The sequence below is a fragment of the Fodinibius sp. genome (assembly GCF_034521915.1).
Lineage (GTDB): Bacteria > Bacteroidota > Rhodothermia > Balneolales > Balneolaceae > Fodinibius.
The window spans coordinates 100,640-116,702 of sequence record NZ_JAXHLU010000017.1 but is presented as its reverse complement, the minus strand read 5'-3'; the positions used below and the strand labels follow the sequence as shown (position 1 = coordinate 116,702).

17 protein-coding genes are annotated in these 16,063 nt (G+C 41.2%); 8 read left to right on the top strand and 9 right to left on the bottom strand.

Translation table 11 applies throughout. From position 1 onward, the window contains the following. Window positions 1-36: 36 nt before the first annotated feature. On the top strand, window positions 37-1,263 hold the full coding sequence (locus U5J89_RS12945) for an ABC transporter permease (RefSeq protein WP_322576060.1): 1,227 nt from the start codon (window positions 37-39) through the stop codon (window positions 1,261-1,263). A 53-nt stretch (window positions 1,264-1,316) separates the two neighbouring features. Here the strand turns inward: U5J89_RS12945 and U5J89_RS12940 are convergent, their stop codons facing one another. Continuing rightward, window positions 1,317-1,778: a hypothetical protein gene (locus U5J89_RS12940; protein WP_322576059.1), complete on the bottom strand. Its 462-nt coding sequence runs from the start codon at window positions 1,776-1,778 to the stop codon at window positions 1,317-1,319. Between the two features lie 210 nt (window positions 1,779-1,988). Continuing rightward, window positions 1,989-3,623, bottom strand: a complete 1,635-nt coding sequence (locus U5J89_RS12935) for an acyl-CoA carboxylase subunit beta (RefSeq protein WP_322576058.1) — start codon at window positions 3,621-3,623, stop codon at window positions 1,989-1,991. Window positions 3,624-3,776: 153 nt separating this feature from the next. Here U5J89_RS12935 and U5J89_RS12930 point away from each other — a divergent pair, with 153 nt between their 5' ends. The 6 genes from U5J89_RS12930 to queG all read left to right on the top strand — a co-directional run bounded on the left by U5J89_RS12930 (window position 3,777) and on the right by queG (window position 9,478). Then, the gene (locus U5J89_RS12930) at window positions 3,777-5,192 is read left to right on the top strand and encodes a GWxTD domain-containing protein (protein WP_322576057.1); all 1,416 of its coding nucleotides are present in this window, start codon (window positions 3,777-3,779) and stop codon (window positions 5,190-5,192) included. Between the two features lie 17 nt (window positions 5,193-5,209). After that, window positions 5,210-6,214: a 4-hydroxythreonine-4-phosphate dehydrogenase PdxA gene (gene pdxA / locus U5J89_RS12925; protein ID WP_322576056.1), complete on the top strand. Its 1,005-nt coding sequence runs from the start codon at window positions 5,210-5,212 to the stop codon at window positions 6,212-6,214. Beyond that, window positions 6,211-7,005, top strand: a complete 795-nt coding sequence (locus U5J89_RS12920; protein WP_322576055.1) for a class I SAM-dependent methyltransferase — start codon at window positions 6,211-6,213, stop codon at window positions 7,003-7,005. Before pdxA ends, U5J89_RS12920 begins: the two co-directional genes overlap by 4 nt. Then, on the top strand, window positions 6,987-7,670 hold the full coding sequence (gene ftsE / locus U5J89_RS12915) for a cell division ATP-binding protein FtsE (protein ID WP_322576054.1): 684 nt from the start codon (window positions 6,987-6,989) through the stop codon (window positions 7,668-7,670). Before U5J89_RS12920 ends, ftsE begins: the two co-directional genes overlap by 19 nt. A 162-nt stretch (window positions 7,671-7,832) precedes the next feature. Further along, a complete protein-coding gene (locus tag U5J89_RS12910) occupies window positions 7,833-8,480 on the top strand; it encodes a hypothetical protein (protein ID WP_322576053.1) in 648 nt (215 codons plus the stop codon). Window positions 8,481-8,527: 47 nt separating this feature from the next. Next, the gene (gene queG, locus U5J89_RS12905; protein ID WP_322576052.1) at window positions 8,528-9,478 is read left to right on the top strand and encodes a tRNA epoxyqueuosine(34) reductase QueG; all 951 of its coding nucleotides are present in this window, start codon (window positions 8,528-8,530) and stop codon (window positions 9,476-9,478) included. A 5-nt stretch (window positions 9,479-9,483) separates the two neighbouring features. On the opposite strand, the gene U5J89_RS12900 is transcribed toward queG, so the two are convergent. Then, complete coding sequence (locus tag U5J89_RS12900) at window positions 9,484-10,122, bottom strand: RNA polymerase sigma factor (RefSeq protein ID WP_322576051.1); 639 nt, start codon at window positions 10,120-10,122, stop codon at window positions 9,484-9,486. Between the two features lie 246 nt (window positions 10,123-10,368). On the opposite strand from U5J89_RS12900, the gene U5J89_RS12895 reads away from it, so the two are divergent. Continuing rightward, window positions 10,369-10,914 carry an outer membrane beta-barrel protein gene (locus U5J89_RS12895; protein ID WP_322576050.1) on the top strand — a complete coding sequence of 182 codons (546 nt, stop codon included), beginning with the start codon at window positions 10,369-10,371 and terminating at the stop codon, window positions 10,912-10,914. A gap of 60 nt (window positions 10,915-10,974) precedes the next feature. Here the strand turns inward: U5J89_RS12895 and U5J89_RS12890 are convergent, their stop codons facing one another. Genes U5J89_RS12890 through U5J89_RS12865 form a run of 6 tightly spaced genes read right to left on the bottom strand, consistent with a single transcriptional unit; the run spans window position 10,975 to window position 16,050 of the window. Beyond that, window positions 10,975-11,889: a Ppx/GppA phosphatase family protein gene (locus U5J89_RS12890; RefSeq protein ID WP_322576049.1), complete on the bottom strand. Its 915-nt coding sequence runs from the start codon at window positions 11,887-11,889 to the stop codon at window positions 10,975-10,977. Then, the gene (prmA, locus tag U5J89_RS12885; RefSeq protein WP_322576048.1) at window positions 11,886-12,728 is read right to left on the bottom strand and encodes a 50S ribosomal protein L11 methyltransferase; all 843 of its coding nucleotides are present in this window, start codon (window positions 12,726-12,728) and stop codon (window positions 11,886-11,888) included. The genes U5J89_RS12890 and prmA overlap by 4 nt, the downstream gene beginning before the upstream one ends. A gap of 21 nt (window positions 12,729-12,749) precedes the next feature. Next, window positions 12,750-13,355: a M28 family peptidase gene (locus U5J89_RS12880; protein WP_322576047.1), complete on the bottom strand. Its 606-nt coding sequence runs from the start codon at window positions 13,353-13,355 to the stop codon at window positions 12,750-12,752. Then, entirely contained in the window at window positions 13,303-13,737 is a 435-nt protein-coding gene (locus U5J89_RS12875) for a hypothetical protein (protein WP_322576046.1), read from the bottom strand. Before U5J89_RS12875 ends, U5J89_RS12880 begins: the two co-directional genes overlap by 53 nt. Beyond that, entirely contained in the window at window positions 13,730-14,500 is a 771-nt protein-coding gene (locus tag U5J89_RS12870; RefSeq protein ID WP_322576045.1) for an SDR family oxidoreductase, read from the bottom strand. Before U5J89_RS12870 ends, U5J89_RS12875 begins: the two co-directional genes overlap by 8 nt. A 17-nt stretch (window positions 14,501-14,517) precedes the next feature. Next, a complete protein-coding gene (locus tag U5J89_RS12865) occupies window positions 14,518-16,050 on the bottom strand; it encodes an amidase family protein (protein ID WP_322576044.1) in 1,533 nt (510 codons plus the stop codon). Window positions 16,051-16,063 lie beyond the last annotated feature (13 nt).

The window sequence follows — 16,063 nt, the reverse complement described above, 5'->3', positions numbered from 1 at the left end:
ACTGAGGTTCGAGATGGCAATATTTAATTCAATACTATGAACTTCGAGTGGTATTTAGCCAAACGATATTTCAAAGGTAAACGGAAAGGATCCCGTTTTCTATCCTTTATTAAAGTGATGGCTATTACCGGCGTAGCTGTTGGTTCGGCCGGGCTGCTTATTGCATTGTCGGTTGTTCACGGATTTAAATCCGTTATCGATAATAAAGTTCTTGGTTTCGCCCCTCACGTAACCGTAACCTCGTTTGGAGATAGACCCATAGAACGGGCTGATACCCTTCTGAAAGAACTCGATACCTATCCAGAGATAAGCGAAGCACAAGCTGTCGTCACCGGTCAAACCATGATTCAGGGTGCTGATGGCGTCACAGGCACCCTTTTAAAAGGGGTAGACCAACAAGGAGACGTTACGGATATCAAAAATTATATAACAAAAGGCACTTACGATCTTAGCACAGATAGTTCCGGTCTTCCCGGAATCGTAGTTGGCTCAAAATTGGCGCAAACACTTAATGCAGATATAAATTCTACTCTCACCGCTTTCTCCGTTGATGGTCTCCCCTCCCCCTTAAGCTCCCCCGAGATTGAACAGTTTCGGCTATCAGGAATCTATCAAACTGGCATAGGTCAATTCGATGATGTCCTGGCACTAGCGTCCAGACCTTATGTACAGAAGTTTTTTCTGAAATCACCTGAAGAAGCCTCGGCCATAGAGATTCGCCTCAAAAATAAGTCTCAAATAGAATCTCTTGGTAAAAAACTGGATGGCGAACTCAGTTATCCCTATTTCTCAGAAACAATATACGAGCGCTACAGCAATATATTTGCATGGGTAGACCTACAGGAACAGACCATCCCCTTTGTCATTGCCGTAATGATTATTGTAGCTGCTTTTAATTTGATCGGTACGGTTTTAATGATGGTGCTCGAAAGAACACGCGATATCGGTATCCTAAAAACCATTGGTGCCAGTGATAAAAGTATTCGCGGTGTCTTTTTGCTGGAGGGTTTATTCGTCGCTGTAGTTGGTCTGTTAATCGGAATCTCCCTTTCACTGGCCTTTGCATGGCTGCAGTCGACCTATCACATTATCCCGCTTTCCGAACAAAATTATTATATGGCCTATGCTCCCGTTGAACCGCACATGCTCGACTTTGTGCTGGTTACCGGTATCACCCTCTTTCTCTGTGCTGTTGCCTCTTGGCTTCCGGCTCGTATTGCATCCAAAACTGATCCGTTAAAAGTTATTGCTTACGGGCGGTAAGTATTACTAACGTCAGCCAGTGGTAAGGCAAGTCCCACCACTTTATCTGCATATCAGGTGTTTTTTAATCTTCCTATTGATTTGGGGCTAATAAAACTCTTTATAATTCTTTCAGTACCATTTTCCTCAAATCGCAGTTCCACTAACCTGTTGAAATAGCTATTCTGGTTAATCTCTGTAATTTTTTTGATGGTTATTTTACTGTCTGCTTGTGGCATATCATCTGCAAAAAGGGGGGAATAAAGACAAAGAAAAGCAGTTCCGTTTTCATAATCTGTTATCTCTAAGATTTTTAGTGACTTCGTCAATTTATAACTAGGCATTGCGAGAAAAAGACAGATTATTCCTAAAACAGTTGAAATAACATTTGCCAAAATAGCTTCTATAACACCCACTTGGCTAGCTTCTTTAACTACATTAACTATAGCAAAAATCCCAAAAATATATATGAGTATTGAAATGATGCCTGTACTGTAAACCAAAAAGTTATTGGAAATTTTTTGCGTATTCTTCATTGATGATAAAAAAACTTAAAGGACAACTAACCTTAGCTACATTTAGAAATATGGCATCTCGTCCATAATTTTTGTACTTGTATATGAAGCGATTAATTAGAGATCTATTTTAATTTATAAATACTAAAGGTTCTTGGGCTTCACTATAAAACCCGTCATTACGATTTTCGAAATAATACCGAAAATAGAGATTAATTAAGTGCAGCTATCTTACACCTGCATTACACCGGTTTTAAACTCTTCGATATCGGGATTATGGTTTGCACATTTTATAGCATGTGAAATACGGTCACGAGTCTCCATGGGATTAATGATACCATCAACCCAAAGGCGAGCAGCTGCATAACGGACATCAGTCTGCTCCTCATAGCGCTCACTGATCTCTTTCATGATTTCTTGTTCCTCCTCTTCGGTGATCTCCTTGCCCTTCTTTTCAAGGGTTGAAACACGAATTTGGGTCAACACTTTAGCGGCTTGCGTCCCTCCCATAACCGCAATCTGCGCCGAAGGCCAGGCATACATAAAGCGCGGATCATAGGCACGACCACACATAGCGTAGTTGCCCGCACCATAACTGTTGCCAACTACAATAGTAATTTTCGGTACCGTGCTGTTGGATACGGCATTCACCATTTTGGCACCATCTTTTATGATGCCGCCGTGCTCTGCACGCTTGCCGATCATAAATCCGGAGACATCCTGTAAAAAGACAATCGGGATTTTCTTTTGATTACAATTCATGATAAACCGGGCTGCTTTATCAGCGGAATCAGAATAAATAACGCCGCCAACCTGCATTTCGCCTTTTTTTGTACGTGTTACCTTGCGCTGGTTCGCAACAATTCCCACGCTCCAGCCGTCAACACGGGCAAAACCGGTAATCAATGTTTGTCCATACCCTTTCTTGAATTCGGTAAAGGAATCTTTATCAACAATACATTCCAGAACTTTATTCATATCGTAGGGTTTGGTGCGATCATCCGGGAAGACATCAAATATTTCAGTTACATCCCGAGCCGGTTCTACAGGATCCTTTCGGTTAAATCCAGCTTTATCAAAGGGACCAAGCTTATCAACAAGGTCTCGCACCGTCGAAAGACATTCCTCATCATCTTCCATCTTATAATCCGTTACACCGCTAATTTCTGTATGTGTAGTTGCCCCGCCCAAGGTCTCATTATCCACCTCTTCGCCGATGGCTGCTTTCACCAGATAACTGCCCGCCAAAAAGACACTGCCGGTTCCATCAACGATAAGGGCTTCATCACTCATAATAGGAAGATATGCTCCACCGGCTACACAACTACCCATAATAGCTGCTATCTGTGGAATGCCTTCAGCACTTAATCGAGCATTATTTCGAAAAATTCGCCCAAAATGCTCTTTATCGGGAAAAATCTCATCCTGCATGGGCAAGTATACACCGGCGGAATCCACCAGATAAAGAATGGGCAGTTTATTCTCCAGCGCTATTTCCTGAGCCCGCAAATTCTTTTTTGCGGTGATGGGAAACCATGCTCCCGCTTTCACCGTAGCATCATTGGCTACAATCACACAATCACGTCCTGATACTGTTCCAATCCCCGTCACAACACCGCCAGAAGGACATCCGCCCTCATCTTCGTACATCTCGTAACCGGCCCACAACCCCAGCTCATAAAGGCGCGTATCGTCATCGATCAACATATCGATACGTTCTCGTGCGGTTAGCTTCCCCTTATTATGCTGTTTTTTAATTCGCTTTTCTCCCCCGCCCTTTTTAATCTCCTCCTCAGTTTTATTGATCTCTTGAATAAGTGATTTCAAATCTTGTGGAGATGAACCATTTGAATCTTGGGAACTCATAGATGTGATTTATTATTTTGGATAATAGTTGGATTCAGTGAAGCGTTTCAAAAATAACGAAATTTAGCAATCTCGAAAGTATTGATTCTATATATTCCACCAAAAGTTCTTTAGTTTCCTTTTTGAGATTAAATCCATAAAAATTATCAGCTTGTGAAAAACTCTAAAAAGTATCTGGTCGCCCTATTAGTTATAATATTCTCAATTACATCGTTTTCTGAGCTTTACGGGCAACGAAATGTCAGTTATCAAGATCTGGCCATGCGTCAGCAACAGCAGCAGGCATCATTTGACTACTTCACCCTGCCAGGAAATGATGATAACGGAGCTGTACAATTTGTGGTCATCTTCCATGTGCCCTACAGCTCGCTGCCTTTTAAGAAAAACCGGGATCGCACATCAGACAACAAATATTTCAGCTCTATGGATCTGATGCTGGAAGTTTTTAAAGCAGAGGAAGCAAATATTGATAAGAGAGATAAAGAAGATATTTCCCTTGCGGGGCTGGAACCCGCCGGACGTGCCTTCTGGGCAGATACTGCTTATGCAAAAGATTATAAAAGCAGTCAGTCTGATGACCAGTTTTTAAGCGGTTTTATCAAAGTAAATCTTAATCCCGGTTCCTATAACTATGTACTGCAAATGAAGCGCGGAGACCAGACTGATAGTCGAATTTCCCGGACGCAAAAAATCAACATAAACTCCTACGGTGAAAAACAGACAGGGAATGTTCTGGTTAGTCCAACAGTTACTAAAAAGTCTGAATCTTCCCGTTTTATCCTCAATGCAACTGGAAATACTGTTGAATATGCCAAAGATTTTTATGCCATTGCCTATCTTCCACAGTATCAGGAAGACGAAACGTATACAATGGATATCGTTAAACTGAGTACCTTACAAGAAGATACGACCAAACAAAACAACGTATTTTCAAAGAAGCTAACAGGAGAAAATATTAAAACGGATGTCCGTCCCCAATTGCTGAATAAAGAAGGAAAACCCTATTTAAGTCTCAACATAACAGATAAGGGCTACACCTATGCTACCATTAATGTACCAAACAGCGAATTCGAAAATTCCTTATATCAGCTTACGATAAAAAATAGTGCCGGGAATATTGTCGCCAGGGGTAACTTTCGCTCACAGTGGAAAGATATGCCTACCAGTCTGTTAAATTTAGATGTTTCCATAGAGATGCTTCGTTTTATTGCCGACAAGGAAACTATTAGAAAAATCGACAGCGGAACCCCCGCAGAACGGGAGAAAAAGTTTCGGTCGTTCTGGAAAGACCGTGATCCCACCCCCGATACCGAGTTTAATGAACTGATGGCCGAATATTATCAACGAATCGATTATGCCTATAATAATTTCACTACCGAAAACACCGTTGGATACAATAGCGATCGAGGTGAAGTGTATATAAAATATGGTCCGCCCAAAGATGTTAACCGTAAATTTCCCAAAGATGGCGCCACAACAGAAATATGGACCTATCCTGATAGGCAATTTATTTTTAAGGCCACAACAGGCTTTGGAGATTTTAAACTTGTTTCAAATCAATCTAGATAATTGCGCAAAACAATCTTATGCAGAAACGCATTGCCATAAGCATTGGAGACATAAATGGGATTGGGCCTGAAGTCGTCATAAAATCGTTGCGGGACCTCTCATTAGAAGACATCACGCCCATTATTCTGAGTTCAGAAAAAGCATTTAAGTTCTGGCTCAGGAATCTCTCTAAGTCAATGGATTACCATTATGCAGAATCCATTGATGAAATTGCCGAACAGCAGATTAACCTGCTTCAAACCTTTACCGATGAAGCCATATCAGTTACCCCTGGCGAAATTTCTAAACAATCAGGGAAATGTGCTATGCTGGCAGTCGAAAAAGGCATCTCGCTCTGTAAGTCGAACCAAGCTGATGCCCTGGTCACTGCTCCCATATCAAAAGAAGCCGTAAATTTAGCAGGATACCATATTCCGGGACATACCGAATTTCTGGCTGAAAAGACGGATACTTCTGATTTTATGATGATGTTGGTGTACAAGAACTTACGAGTAGGACTTGTGACCGGACACATCCCTCTTTCCGATATTGCTTCTACCCTATCAGCCAATTCTATTAAAAAATATATCAGGGTAATGCACAAAGCTTTACGAAATGATTTCAACATTTCATCGCCCGATATAGCAGTGCTCGGTCTCAATCCTCATGCCGGCGACGGCGGCATCATCGGCACCGAAGAACAAAATATAATCAAACCAGCTATTGAAGATATCCAATCTGAAGGGTTAAAGGTATCGGGTCCTCATCCTGCCGATGGGTTTTTCGGGAATAAAAAATATGAGCAGTACGACGGCATTGTAGCCATGTATCATGATCAGGGACTAATTCCATTTAAGACCCTTTCTTTTGGCAGTGGGGTTAATTTTACCGCCGGACTTCCGATCATTCGCACATCACCGGATCACGGCACAGCGTTCGATATTGCAGGCAAAAACAAGGCAAATCCTTCATCATTTAAAGAAGCCTTTAAGCTTGCTTCAGAACTTATTGAACATCGAAATAAACGAGTAGCCAAAGAATGAGCACCCATAACACCGAACAACATCCGGAATACTCCAAGCTGGCTGATATATATGATTCCGTTATGGAGGATGTCGATTATGAATTGTGGGCAGATTTTATCGATGCCATCATGCTCGAACATCATCCAAATCCCGTAGATATTCTGGAGTTGGCCTGCGGTACAGGTTCTGTTTCCCTTTTTCTGGATGAGCTGGAGTGCTACAACGTGGTAGGAACCGACAAATCATTACAGATGATTCTAAAAGCTCGTGAGAAAAATAAAGCAATGCGCTGTAATGTCGATTTTAAGGTTATGGATTTCTTAGATCTACAGCTAGATCGTACTTTTGATGCAGCATTTAGCGTTTTTGACAGTATCAACTATCTTCAAAGTGGTGATGAAGTACTTAGATTTCTGAATGAGACAACCACAGTACTCAATCCCGGCGGGCTACTTATTTTTGATTTTACAACCCCCAAAAATTCAATACAAGCTATTGAATATCTAAATAACGAAGAGGGTTATACCGATGATAACTACCGCTACTTTCGGAAAAGCAGTTACGATGCCGAAAACCAGCTGCATGAAAATACTTTTCGAATAGAAAAACTTGCTGACGACCAAGAAACCGTTGTGCAGGAATTCAGCGAAGTTCATCAGCAAAGGATCTATACCCTGCAAGAAATGCTTGATATTATCGATCAAACAGCGTATAACATACGAGCAAAATACAGTGGTTTCGACTTTGAGGAAGCCGATGACCATAGTTTACGAATCACAATGGTATTACAATGTCCCAGCAATCAGTAATTGAATTTTCGAACGTAACAGTATCTTACGATCACCAGCCGGTGCTCGACAATATTAACTTTTCGCTTGAAAACGGTGAGTTTACCTATTTAATCGGTCAAACCGGAGCCGGTAAAAGTTCTTTTCTGCGACTCATTTATCGAGATCTGCTCCCCGATTCCGGCAACGTTCGGGTTGCTGATATGGATGTCAATTCCCTACCCGATAAAAAAGTACCCTATTTACGACGCAGACTTGGTATCGTATTCCAAGATTTTCAACTTCTTCCGGATCGATCTGTATATGACAACGTAGCTTTTTCGCTACAGGTAACCGGTGAAAAGAAAAGCTATATTAAACAGCGGGTGCTCGAAGTGCTGGGAATGGTTGGATTAAGTCACAAGCGAAAAAATATGCCTAATGACCTATCGGGTGGTGAAAAACAGCGGGTCGTTATCGCCCGAGCCTTGGCTAATGAGCCGCGTATTATGCTGGCCGATGAACCTACAGGGAATCTTGATCCCGAAGCCTCAGCATCCATTATAGAGCTCCTCAAACAGATTAATAACAGGGGTATGGCTGTACTTATGGTAACTCATGACTACGACACTGTTAAACAATATCCCTATCGGACATTAAAACTGGAAAAAGGAAAGATCACAGACATAGCAACAAAGAAGCTATAATAACGGCTCGGCAATTGATTATAAAACTTAGATATTAATTATTAAAGCTGTTGGTTTTTAGTTTAGCGTAGATTATAGCATAACATTGGATTTTCATTAGGTTCAATTTATTTATGAAATCTATAAAAGTTACGATTTTCATAAGCTCAATAATATTTCTCTGTGTTTCTCAGGCATCAGCACAACACAACACTTACGAAGGACTCCCATCTGCAATCAGAAGCAATAGCTTTACAAAGCAATGCTTCAACCGAATACAATCCTTCTGCGTCTAAATTAGGCCTTCAATTTGGGTCAGGAGCATTATTTGGTGCTGGAGGCATTTTTGTTGGTGGATTTACCGGTTATGCTGCAAGCGGTTTTGAAGACGATTATAGCTCCCTGCCCGGACTTTTCTTAGGAACTGCTGTAGGGTATCTTATTGGTACATCTTCTGGGATATATATCGCAGCCAACTCTGGTCCTTATAATGCTTCATTTGGGTATATCCTCTTAGGCAATATTGTGGGTACCGGCATTGGTGTTAGTGGATCCCTCTTAGCAGAAAACGCCTTCGACAGTGACTTTTCAAGTGCGGTAAGTGTTGGTATCGCATTATCATCTACAATTATTGGAGGTATGATCGCTAATAGTATGAGTATTAAAAAGAGAACTAACCAATCATCTGCATTACTGAATTTTTCGAAAGGCCATTCACAATTAGCCATTCCTTCGATAGAACTTTCAAAAACGAACCATGTTAATCTTAAAGAAATGAAAGTCCGAAATTACTATTCGCCAACGGTAAAATTGTTAAACATTTCTTTGTAAATACGTTACCTTTCAGCAAATTAACTGCACTAAACTTTTTTGCTGAAATGAACCTCCGTGAGCGCACACAAAAAGTACGTGAATATGCCCTTCGATTAGGTTTTAACGCTTGCGGATTTGCTAAAGCAGGTAGGCTCGAAAAAGAAGAACGCCGTCTGCGAGAGTGGCTGAACCAAGACCGCCACGGAACCATGGGCTGGATGGAAAATCACTTTGACAAGCGAGTAGATCCCACAAAGCTTGTTCCCGGGTCAAAATCTGTAGTCTCAGTTGTTGGCAGCTATTTTCATCCCGACCATGAACGCCAAATGCAACAGGATAATAAGCCCAAGATTGCCAAATATGCCCAGGGGCGTGACTATCACAAAGTGTATAAGAAAAAGTTGAAGAAACTTTTTGCCCAAACCAGAGAACTACTGGGCGGACTAGAAGGACGTGTTTTTGTGGATTCCGCTCCTGTTTTAGACAAGGCTTGGGCGGTAAAATCAGGACTCGGATGGATGGGTAAAAATTCGAATATCCTGAATAAGAATCTTGGGTCTTTCTTTTTTATTGGCGAAATGATTGTGGATGCAGAATTTAATTATGATACGCCCGTAACCGACCACTGCGGCAGTTGTACCCGCTGTATTGATGCCTGCCCCACTAACGCCATTTATGAACCCTACAGAGTTGATGCCACCAAGTGTATCTCCTATCTAACAATCGAATTAAAAGAAGAAATACCCGAAGAACACCGTGATGACCTGGCCGGATGGATGTTTGGCTGTGATATCTGTCAGGATGTTTGTCCCTGGAATCGTGATGCCACATATGGTGAGATGGAAGACTTGTTTCCCAGAGAAAAGATATTAGATCATAACATCAATTATTGGAAAGAGCTGGACATCCCTCAATACGATGCTCTTTTTGAAGGAAGTGCAATAAGACGTGCAAAATTTGAGAAATACAAAGATAACGTAGCAGCGGCAGCACAAAGCCTTCAACAAGAAAAGTAAAGATTTCAGAAGCGATGTCGCTTATCTTTAAGAGCTTTGTAAAGTAGTTCACGCGCTCTAAAAATATGCGCTTTCACGGTACCCAACGGCTTATCAAGAATATCCGATATCTCTTTATAGCTCTTCTCTTCCATATGCCGTAACTCTATCACTTTTCGATACTTTTTGGGAAGATCATCAATAGCATTTTGTACGATCTCTTTACGCTGTTTTTTGATGATGTCCCGATCGGTACTGGCCGACTCATCGGGCAGTTGCATCTCCATCTCTCCATCCTTGGTGTTCATTGGCTTATCAATGGAGAGTGTCTTTAATTTTTTCTTGCGCAAATAGTCAATGGTATTATTGGTGGCAATACGGTATAACCACGTTGAAAAAGCGTAATTGGTACTGTAGGTATTTAAGTTATCAAATGCCTTAACAAACGCCTCTTGTACCAGATCTTCGACCTGTTCGCGATCTTTAACCATCTTCAGGATGTGGAAATAGAGAGCACGCTCGTACTTGTCAACAAGCTTCTTATAGGCTTTTTCGTCTCCCCCTTTTGCTTTTTTGACAAGCACATCATCCTCAAGACTGCTTTCGGATGCATTTTCTCGAGGCGAATCAGATGATTGTTTGTTCGAAGCGTTTGATTCAGACATTCCCACTTATGACAGGAAAATATTTACTTTATTTAATTTGGGTTCAAACTTAGTAAAAGTGTCGCTTTATTCCCACTCAATTCACTTTTTCGTTTTTGTTAATTTTTTTAGGAAATTCATAAATGTATCCACTTTTTAGTAGTTAATTACATATTATTTGCGATATTATGTAATTAAAGATATAGAGAGTATTCCCAAAGCTACTCTTTAATTGGGGATTTTAAACAATAATTAAATAAAAATGCTATGAAGAGAACAATTAATGTATTAATGATAGTTACGGGTCTGTTTTTGTTATACAGTAATCAAACACAAGCACAAGATCTAAAAATAGGTGTCGGCTTGGTATTTGGTACAGGCGTATTCGAATTTGATGATCTGGATAATGATTTGGGATTAAGATTCGAAGGCTTGTATACTATTAATGAAGAATTCCGTGCTACTGCTGATTTTACCTATTTCTTTCCAAAATCGGAAGGAGACGTTGATGTTTCTTTGATTGGAATCAACATTAATGGTAATTACATATTCTACAGCGAAGATGAGCTTATGGCTTACGGCTTGGCTGGAATCAATATTGGTATTGTCACTGTTGACACTCCTCAACAAACCGTTCCGGGCTTTGGTACCTTTGGCGGATCCGATTCTGAATCTGAGTTTGGGCTTAATTTAGGGGCAGGAATTGAATATGCTCTTGATTTCGCCAACTTATTTAGTGAATTAAAGTTTGGAGGATTAGGGGGAGACGCAGATCAATTAGTTTTTGCAGCCGGTGTTCGATTTGCCTTATAATAAGTCTAATTGATATATTAATGGATGGTGTCTCAGCATTTAAGAGATGCCATCCATTTTTTATTTACCCTTATTCACTAGGATAGTACCATGTCGTATACCACCCGTTGATGTTATAAGCTCTCCAAAGTTATACTCATTCATAAATTCATCCAATATTAGCAGTCCCGCTAAGAAAATATCTGCTCTCCCTTTCATCACGACTGGATATTCTTGTTCCAAGGCGTCCGATGTATAGTCGCTGAATTGTATAATATACTCTTCAAGCTTTTTCTTTGTAATGATGTGTCCCGACAATACTCCAGCCTCATAAGAACATAATTCCAAATCAATAAAGGCCAGCGAAGTTACCGTTCCTGCTACACCAATCAGTGTTGTCTGATCTGTCACATTGAATTCGTGCTCCGCTAAAACTCTTTTAATCTCATTCCTGCATTGTTGCATTTGAAAATCTGCCGGAGGATCACTTTTCAAGAATCGCTCAGTGAAACGAACGCACCCCATATCATAAGAATAGCGATCTTGTAAATCATTCTCTCCATAAGCTATTTCAGTACTTCCACCGCCAATATCAATAATCATCTGTGGGCCGTCAACGTTATCCAAGACGCTTTGCGCCCCCAAAAACGTATATTCCGCCTCTTCCACTCCGCTTAATACCTCGATTTGCAACCCCGTTTCCTGCTCTACCAAATCAATAAAAAAAGCCCGGTTATTAGCGTCACGGACTGCACTGGTTGCAGTAACAAAAATATCACTCACTCCAGGATAGTTTTCATTAACTATCTCCTGTAAGTCCTTCAGTGATTCTATTACCCGTTGCATCGCTTCGTTTGAAAGCTCTTTGCTGTCGTCTACACCGGCTCCCAAACGCGGAACGCGCTGTTGTTCTTCAATAATTTTAAGATTGTTTTCACCAACTTCTGCAACTAAAAGCAGAACCGTGTTAGTACCGATATCTATTGAGGCTTTCACGATACCGTCTTTTTAGCTTGAATAGCGATCCATTCGTTTTCTTGGGGGACATCTACAATTTGATACTTTTGATCCAGAATAGATAAAATAGATGATTTATCCTTCTCAAGCAGACCCGAAAGCACCATCGATCCTCCCTTTTTAAGAACATCATCCAGATCGGAAAAAATTTCAAGAATGGTATTTCGTTCAATATTTACTAAAACCACATCAACTTTATCTTGCTCTGATAGAACTTCTGATGACCCCTTCTCTATATCAATATTTTTTTCTACGTCATTCAATAAAATATTTTCTTTTGTGTTCGATATACTCCACTCATCAATATCGAAAGCAAAAACATGGCGGGCGCCAAGTTTAATGGCTGCAATAGACAGAATTCCTGTTCCAGTCCCCGCGTCAATTACAAAATCATTTTTGGTGATAACATCGGGTAGCAATTTTAACATCAACCGTGTTGTTTCGTGATATCCCGTACCAAATGACATTTTGGGATCAATCTCGAGCAGAATTTTATCTTGAGGCACGGCTTCTTGTGACCATGTAGGCTTAATAAAAAAATCGCCGACCGTTTGTGCCCTTATCGTCTCCTCCCACTGCTGATTCCAATTTTGGTCAGCTACCACTTCTTCGGTTTCGATAAAACCATCGCCCGGATAAGCAGCAAGTAACGTATCTATGCGCTCTCGGTCACTAATCCCAAAAAGTTCTTTCTGGATATAGGTGATAACCTGATTATCACGCTGCTCAAATCCATCAAAACCCATATCGAAAAGCTCGGCAATCAGGGGCTCTTGATACTTATCAGCAATTTGTATAATCAGTTTTAAATACTTCATATCATGAGATTACTATAAAAACTACTCCGATACATTTACTCGATTATATATTAACTGCAGCAAGGTTTGGCCTACTCCATCCAATGTTTTTTTACTGATAATAGATAAGTCATCATCATGAGTATGCCAATAAGGAGCGAATTGTGAGTTTTTTGAGTTCGGATTATGACGAATAATATCAATAGTCGGAATACCGAGAATACGATTAATTACGACATGATCATCAGAAATTTTATTTCCCATCTCTTGTATGAAAAGCTCATCAAAGCCTTCCCCTTTAGCAATAGACCAGACTTCATTTACCAGTGCCGGGGCAAACTGCATCGAATATCCTTCCTTGGGAAACCGGGCATTTCGCCCTCCTACCATATCCAACAAAATGCTAAATCTTGGTGAATATCCTTCAACGGGTGGATTCTTGGCCCAATGGCGTGATCCCAAAAAATATTTAGATAAATCACCCTCCTTACCATAATCCTCACCGTCAAATAACACTATATCGACGCCAATGGGTGGAGGATTTTTTTTAAACAGACGGGCAAATTCCAATAGCACTCCAACCCCACTGGCACCGTCATCGGCTCCTAAGTATGGGTTTGTCTTGGTTGGCAGAGTCTTTATCGGCACGGGGACGCGTATCCCAGTGGGCACAAAGCATAATTCGATCACTGCTTTGTGGATTAAAAGAAGCAATAATATTTGAAAGCGCCAGCGTATCGCCATTGTATCCCTTAGCAGTAAAATCCTGAGAATACACAAATCGCTGGCCGGCATATTGTTGTAACGTATTTAAAAAATATTCTTTGGCCTGTTGATGTCCTTTTGAGTTGGGGTTCCGTGGCCCAAATTCTACCTGACGTTCAATGAAATGATAGGCGCTATCGGCATTAAATTGCGGAACTTCACGTCCTTGCTCTTCAAAATTTAATCGATCTTCCCCTCCACTACTACATGAAATGATGATAAATGTAACCCCAAGAATAAATAATAAAAATCGAAAACTACTCATTATCTCGATGTACCATCATTGAAGATGATTGAGCAACGGGGAAAACAATCGTATCCATAATGTTTACATGAGGCGGTCGATTAGCTATAAAATGGACAATTTCAGCGATGTCTTCAGCTACTAACGGCTTCATATCCTCATAGACTTCATCGGCTCGATCTTTATCGCCCTTAAAACGAACCTCGCTAAATTCTGTTTCCACCAAACCCGGTGATACCATACTTACGCGTACCTTCGTGCCATGCAGATCTTTTTTAGTGGATTCTGTAAATCCCTTAACAGCATGCTTGGTAGCACAGTATACCGATCCGCCCGGATAGCTCTCGTGTCCCGCAATAGATCCGATATTTATAATATGACCGCGATTGCGCTCTTTCATCTGTGGTGTTATCAAGCGGGTCATATTTAGAACCCCTTTGATATTAGTGTCAACCATCGTATCCCAGTCTTCGTGATCGGCATCAAAAACAGCATCCACACCTTTAGCAAGTCCTGCATTATTTACCAAAATATCGATAGGCTCTGAGAAACCATTTAGAAACTGTTGTGCTGCTTTACGGTCTCTCACGTCAAACGGAGCCAAAGCAACTTCAATATTATGATGCTTTTCCAACTCCTGTTTTAACTCCTCAAGACGATTTTTACGACGCCCGTTTAACACAAGGTTACTGCCCGACTCAGCAAATATTTTCGCGATAGCTTTCCCTATCCCGGCCGTAGCTCCCGTGATAAATGTCCATTTGCCCTCGATCCGATTTTGCATAAGAATATATTTAGAAATTAATCCAACCGTTCAACCAGCTTGGCCGCATTAAACAGTTTACCCTCTTCAAAGGCATCTGCCATTAACTGCATACCGTAAGGCAGACCATTGGTGTGCGTGCCCGCCGGAACATTAATGCCGCAAATACCCGCCAGATTAGCCGAAGTCGTATAAATATCGTTGAGATACATCTGCACCGGGTTATCTTGGTTAGAACCCAAATCAAAGGCTGTAGTAGGTGCTGTTGGTGATACGATGACATCAACTTCCTCAAAGGCCTCGGTAAAGTCCTGCTTGATCAATCGGCGCACTTTTTGAGCCTTGGCATAATACTCATCATAATAACCGGCACTGAGCACATAGGTACCCAGCATAATTCTACGCTTAACTTCTGGGCCAAATCCCTCTGTACGACTTTTCTTGTATAATCTGATCAGCGAAGAATCCATTTCATTAAGTTGATCAACCAAAGCTTGCTTTTCTTCTCCTTGAGCCTGCTTAATCTGCTCTTCTAAAATCTCTTGTTCTTCTTTAAGATCCTGTTCCACATCTTCAATATCAGCACGGTGCCCATATCGAATACCGTCGTACCGTGCTAAATTGCTTGAAGCTTCGGCGGTAGCCAAAATATAATACGTGGCAATGCTATATTTCATGTGCGGAAGATGGATGGGAACCAGCTCGGCACCGGATTCTTCGAGCTCACTGAGTTTATTTTTAATCCCTTTCCGGATCTCATCATCCAATCCCTCACCAAAATACTCTTCCGGAACTCCAATCTTGATATTGGATTCCAAATTTTCAGTAAACTTCGTATAGTTAGGTACCGTTCGGCTTGAAGAGGTATTATCATTGGGGTCAGGTCCGGCAATGATTTCAAGGATCCGCGCAGCATCATCAACAGAATTTGTAAGCGGTCCAATACAATCAAATGAAGAAGCAAAAGCAACCAATCCATAGCGCGACACTCGTCCGTAGGTCGGTTTTAGTCCTACAACGCCACAATAGGAAGCCGGTTGACGGACTGATCCTCCGGTATCGGAACCGAGCGAAGCTGTACAAAATTCGGCCGCAACGGCTGCTGCGCTCCCCCCGGAAGAACCACCCGGAACCTTGGAAGTATCAATAGGATTTTTTACAGGACCATAAGTAGAGTTTTCCGTAGATGACCCCATGGCGAACTCATCCATATTCAAGCGTCCCAATAGAATAGCATCTTCATTTCGCAATCGTTTTATAACCGTAGCATCGTAAACGCTTTCAAAATCGGAAAGTATGTTTGAGGCACACGTTAGTTGTTTACCCTTTTCGCTGATCAGATCCTTAACACCGATAACCATACCCGCTAATTTGCCGGCTGAGCCATTATCAATACGTTGCTGTATCTCATCTGCTCTTTCTAGGGCTTCCTCCTTGTCGATGCCGATTACTGCATTAATCTCATCATTATTCTGTTCAATATTATCAATATACGACTGTACAATATCAGAAAGTGAAAGATCACCAGTCTGAATTGACTGTTGAATCTGGCTGAAACTTGTAAAACTCAATGGATTAGAATGG

Coding starts and splice junctions, on each gene's coding strand:
- prmA (WP_322576048.1), bottom strand. CDS start 12,728: ATGAAGTATTTAAAACTGATTATACAAATTGCTGATAAGTATCAAGAG.
- queG (WP_322576052.1), top strand. CDS start 8,528: ATGAACCTCCGTGAGCGCACACAAAAAGTACGTGAATATGCCCTTCGA.
- U5J89_RS12945 (WP_322576060.1), top strand. CDS start 37: ATGAACTTCGAGTGGTATTTAGCCAAACGATATTTCAAAGGTAAACGG.
- U5J89_RS12920 (WP_322576055.1), top strand. CDS start 6,211: ATGAGCACCCATAACACCGAACAACATCCGGAATACTCCAAGCTGGCT.
- U5J89_RS12935 (WP_322576058.1), bottom strand. CDS start 3,623: ATGAGTTCCCAAGATTCAAATGGTTCATCTCCACAAGATTTGAAATCA.
- U5J89_RS12940 (WP_322576059.1), bottom strand. CDS start 1,778: ATGAAGAATACGCAAAAAATTTCCAATAACTTTTTGGTTTACAGTACA.
- U5J89_RS12870 (WP_322576045.1), bottom strand. CDS start 14,500: ATGCAAAATCGGATCGAGGGCAAATGGACATTTATCACGGGAGCTACG.
- pdxA (WP_322576056.1), top strand. CDS start 5,210: ATGCAGAAACGCATTGCCATAAGCATTGGAGACATAAATGGGATTGGG.
- ftsE (WP_322576054.1), top strand. CDS start 6,987: ATGTCCCAGCAATCAGTAATTGAATTTTCGAACGTAACAGTATCTTAC.
- U5J89_RS12895 (WP_322576050.1), top strand. CDS start 10,369: ATGAAGAGAACAATTAATGTATTAATGATAGTTACGGGTCTGTTTTTG.
- U5J89_RS12875 (WP_322576046.1), bottom strand. CDS start 13,737: ATGAGTAGTTTTCGATTTTTATTATTTATTCTTGGGGTTACATTTATC.
- U5J89_RS12900 (WP_322576051.1), bottom strand. CDS start 10,122: ATGTCTGAATCAAACGCTTCGAACAAACAATCATCTGATTCGCCTCGA.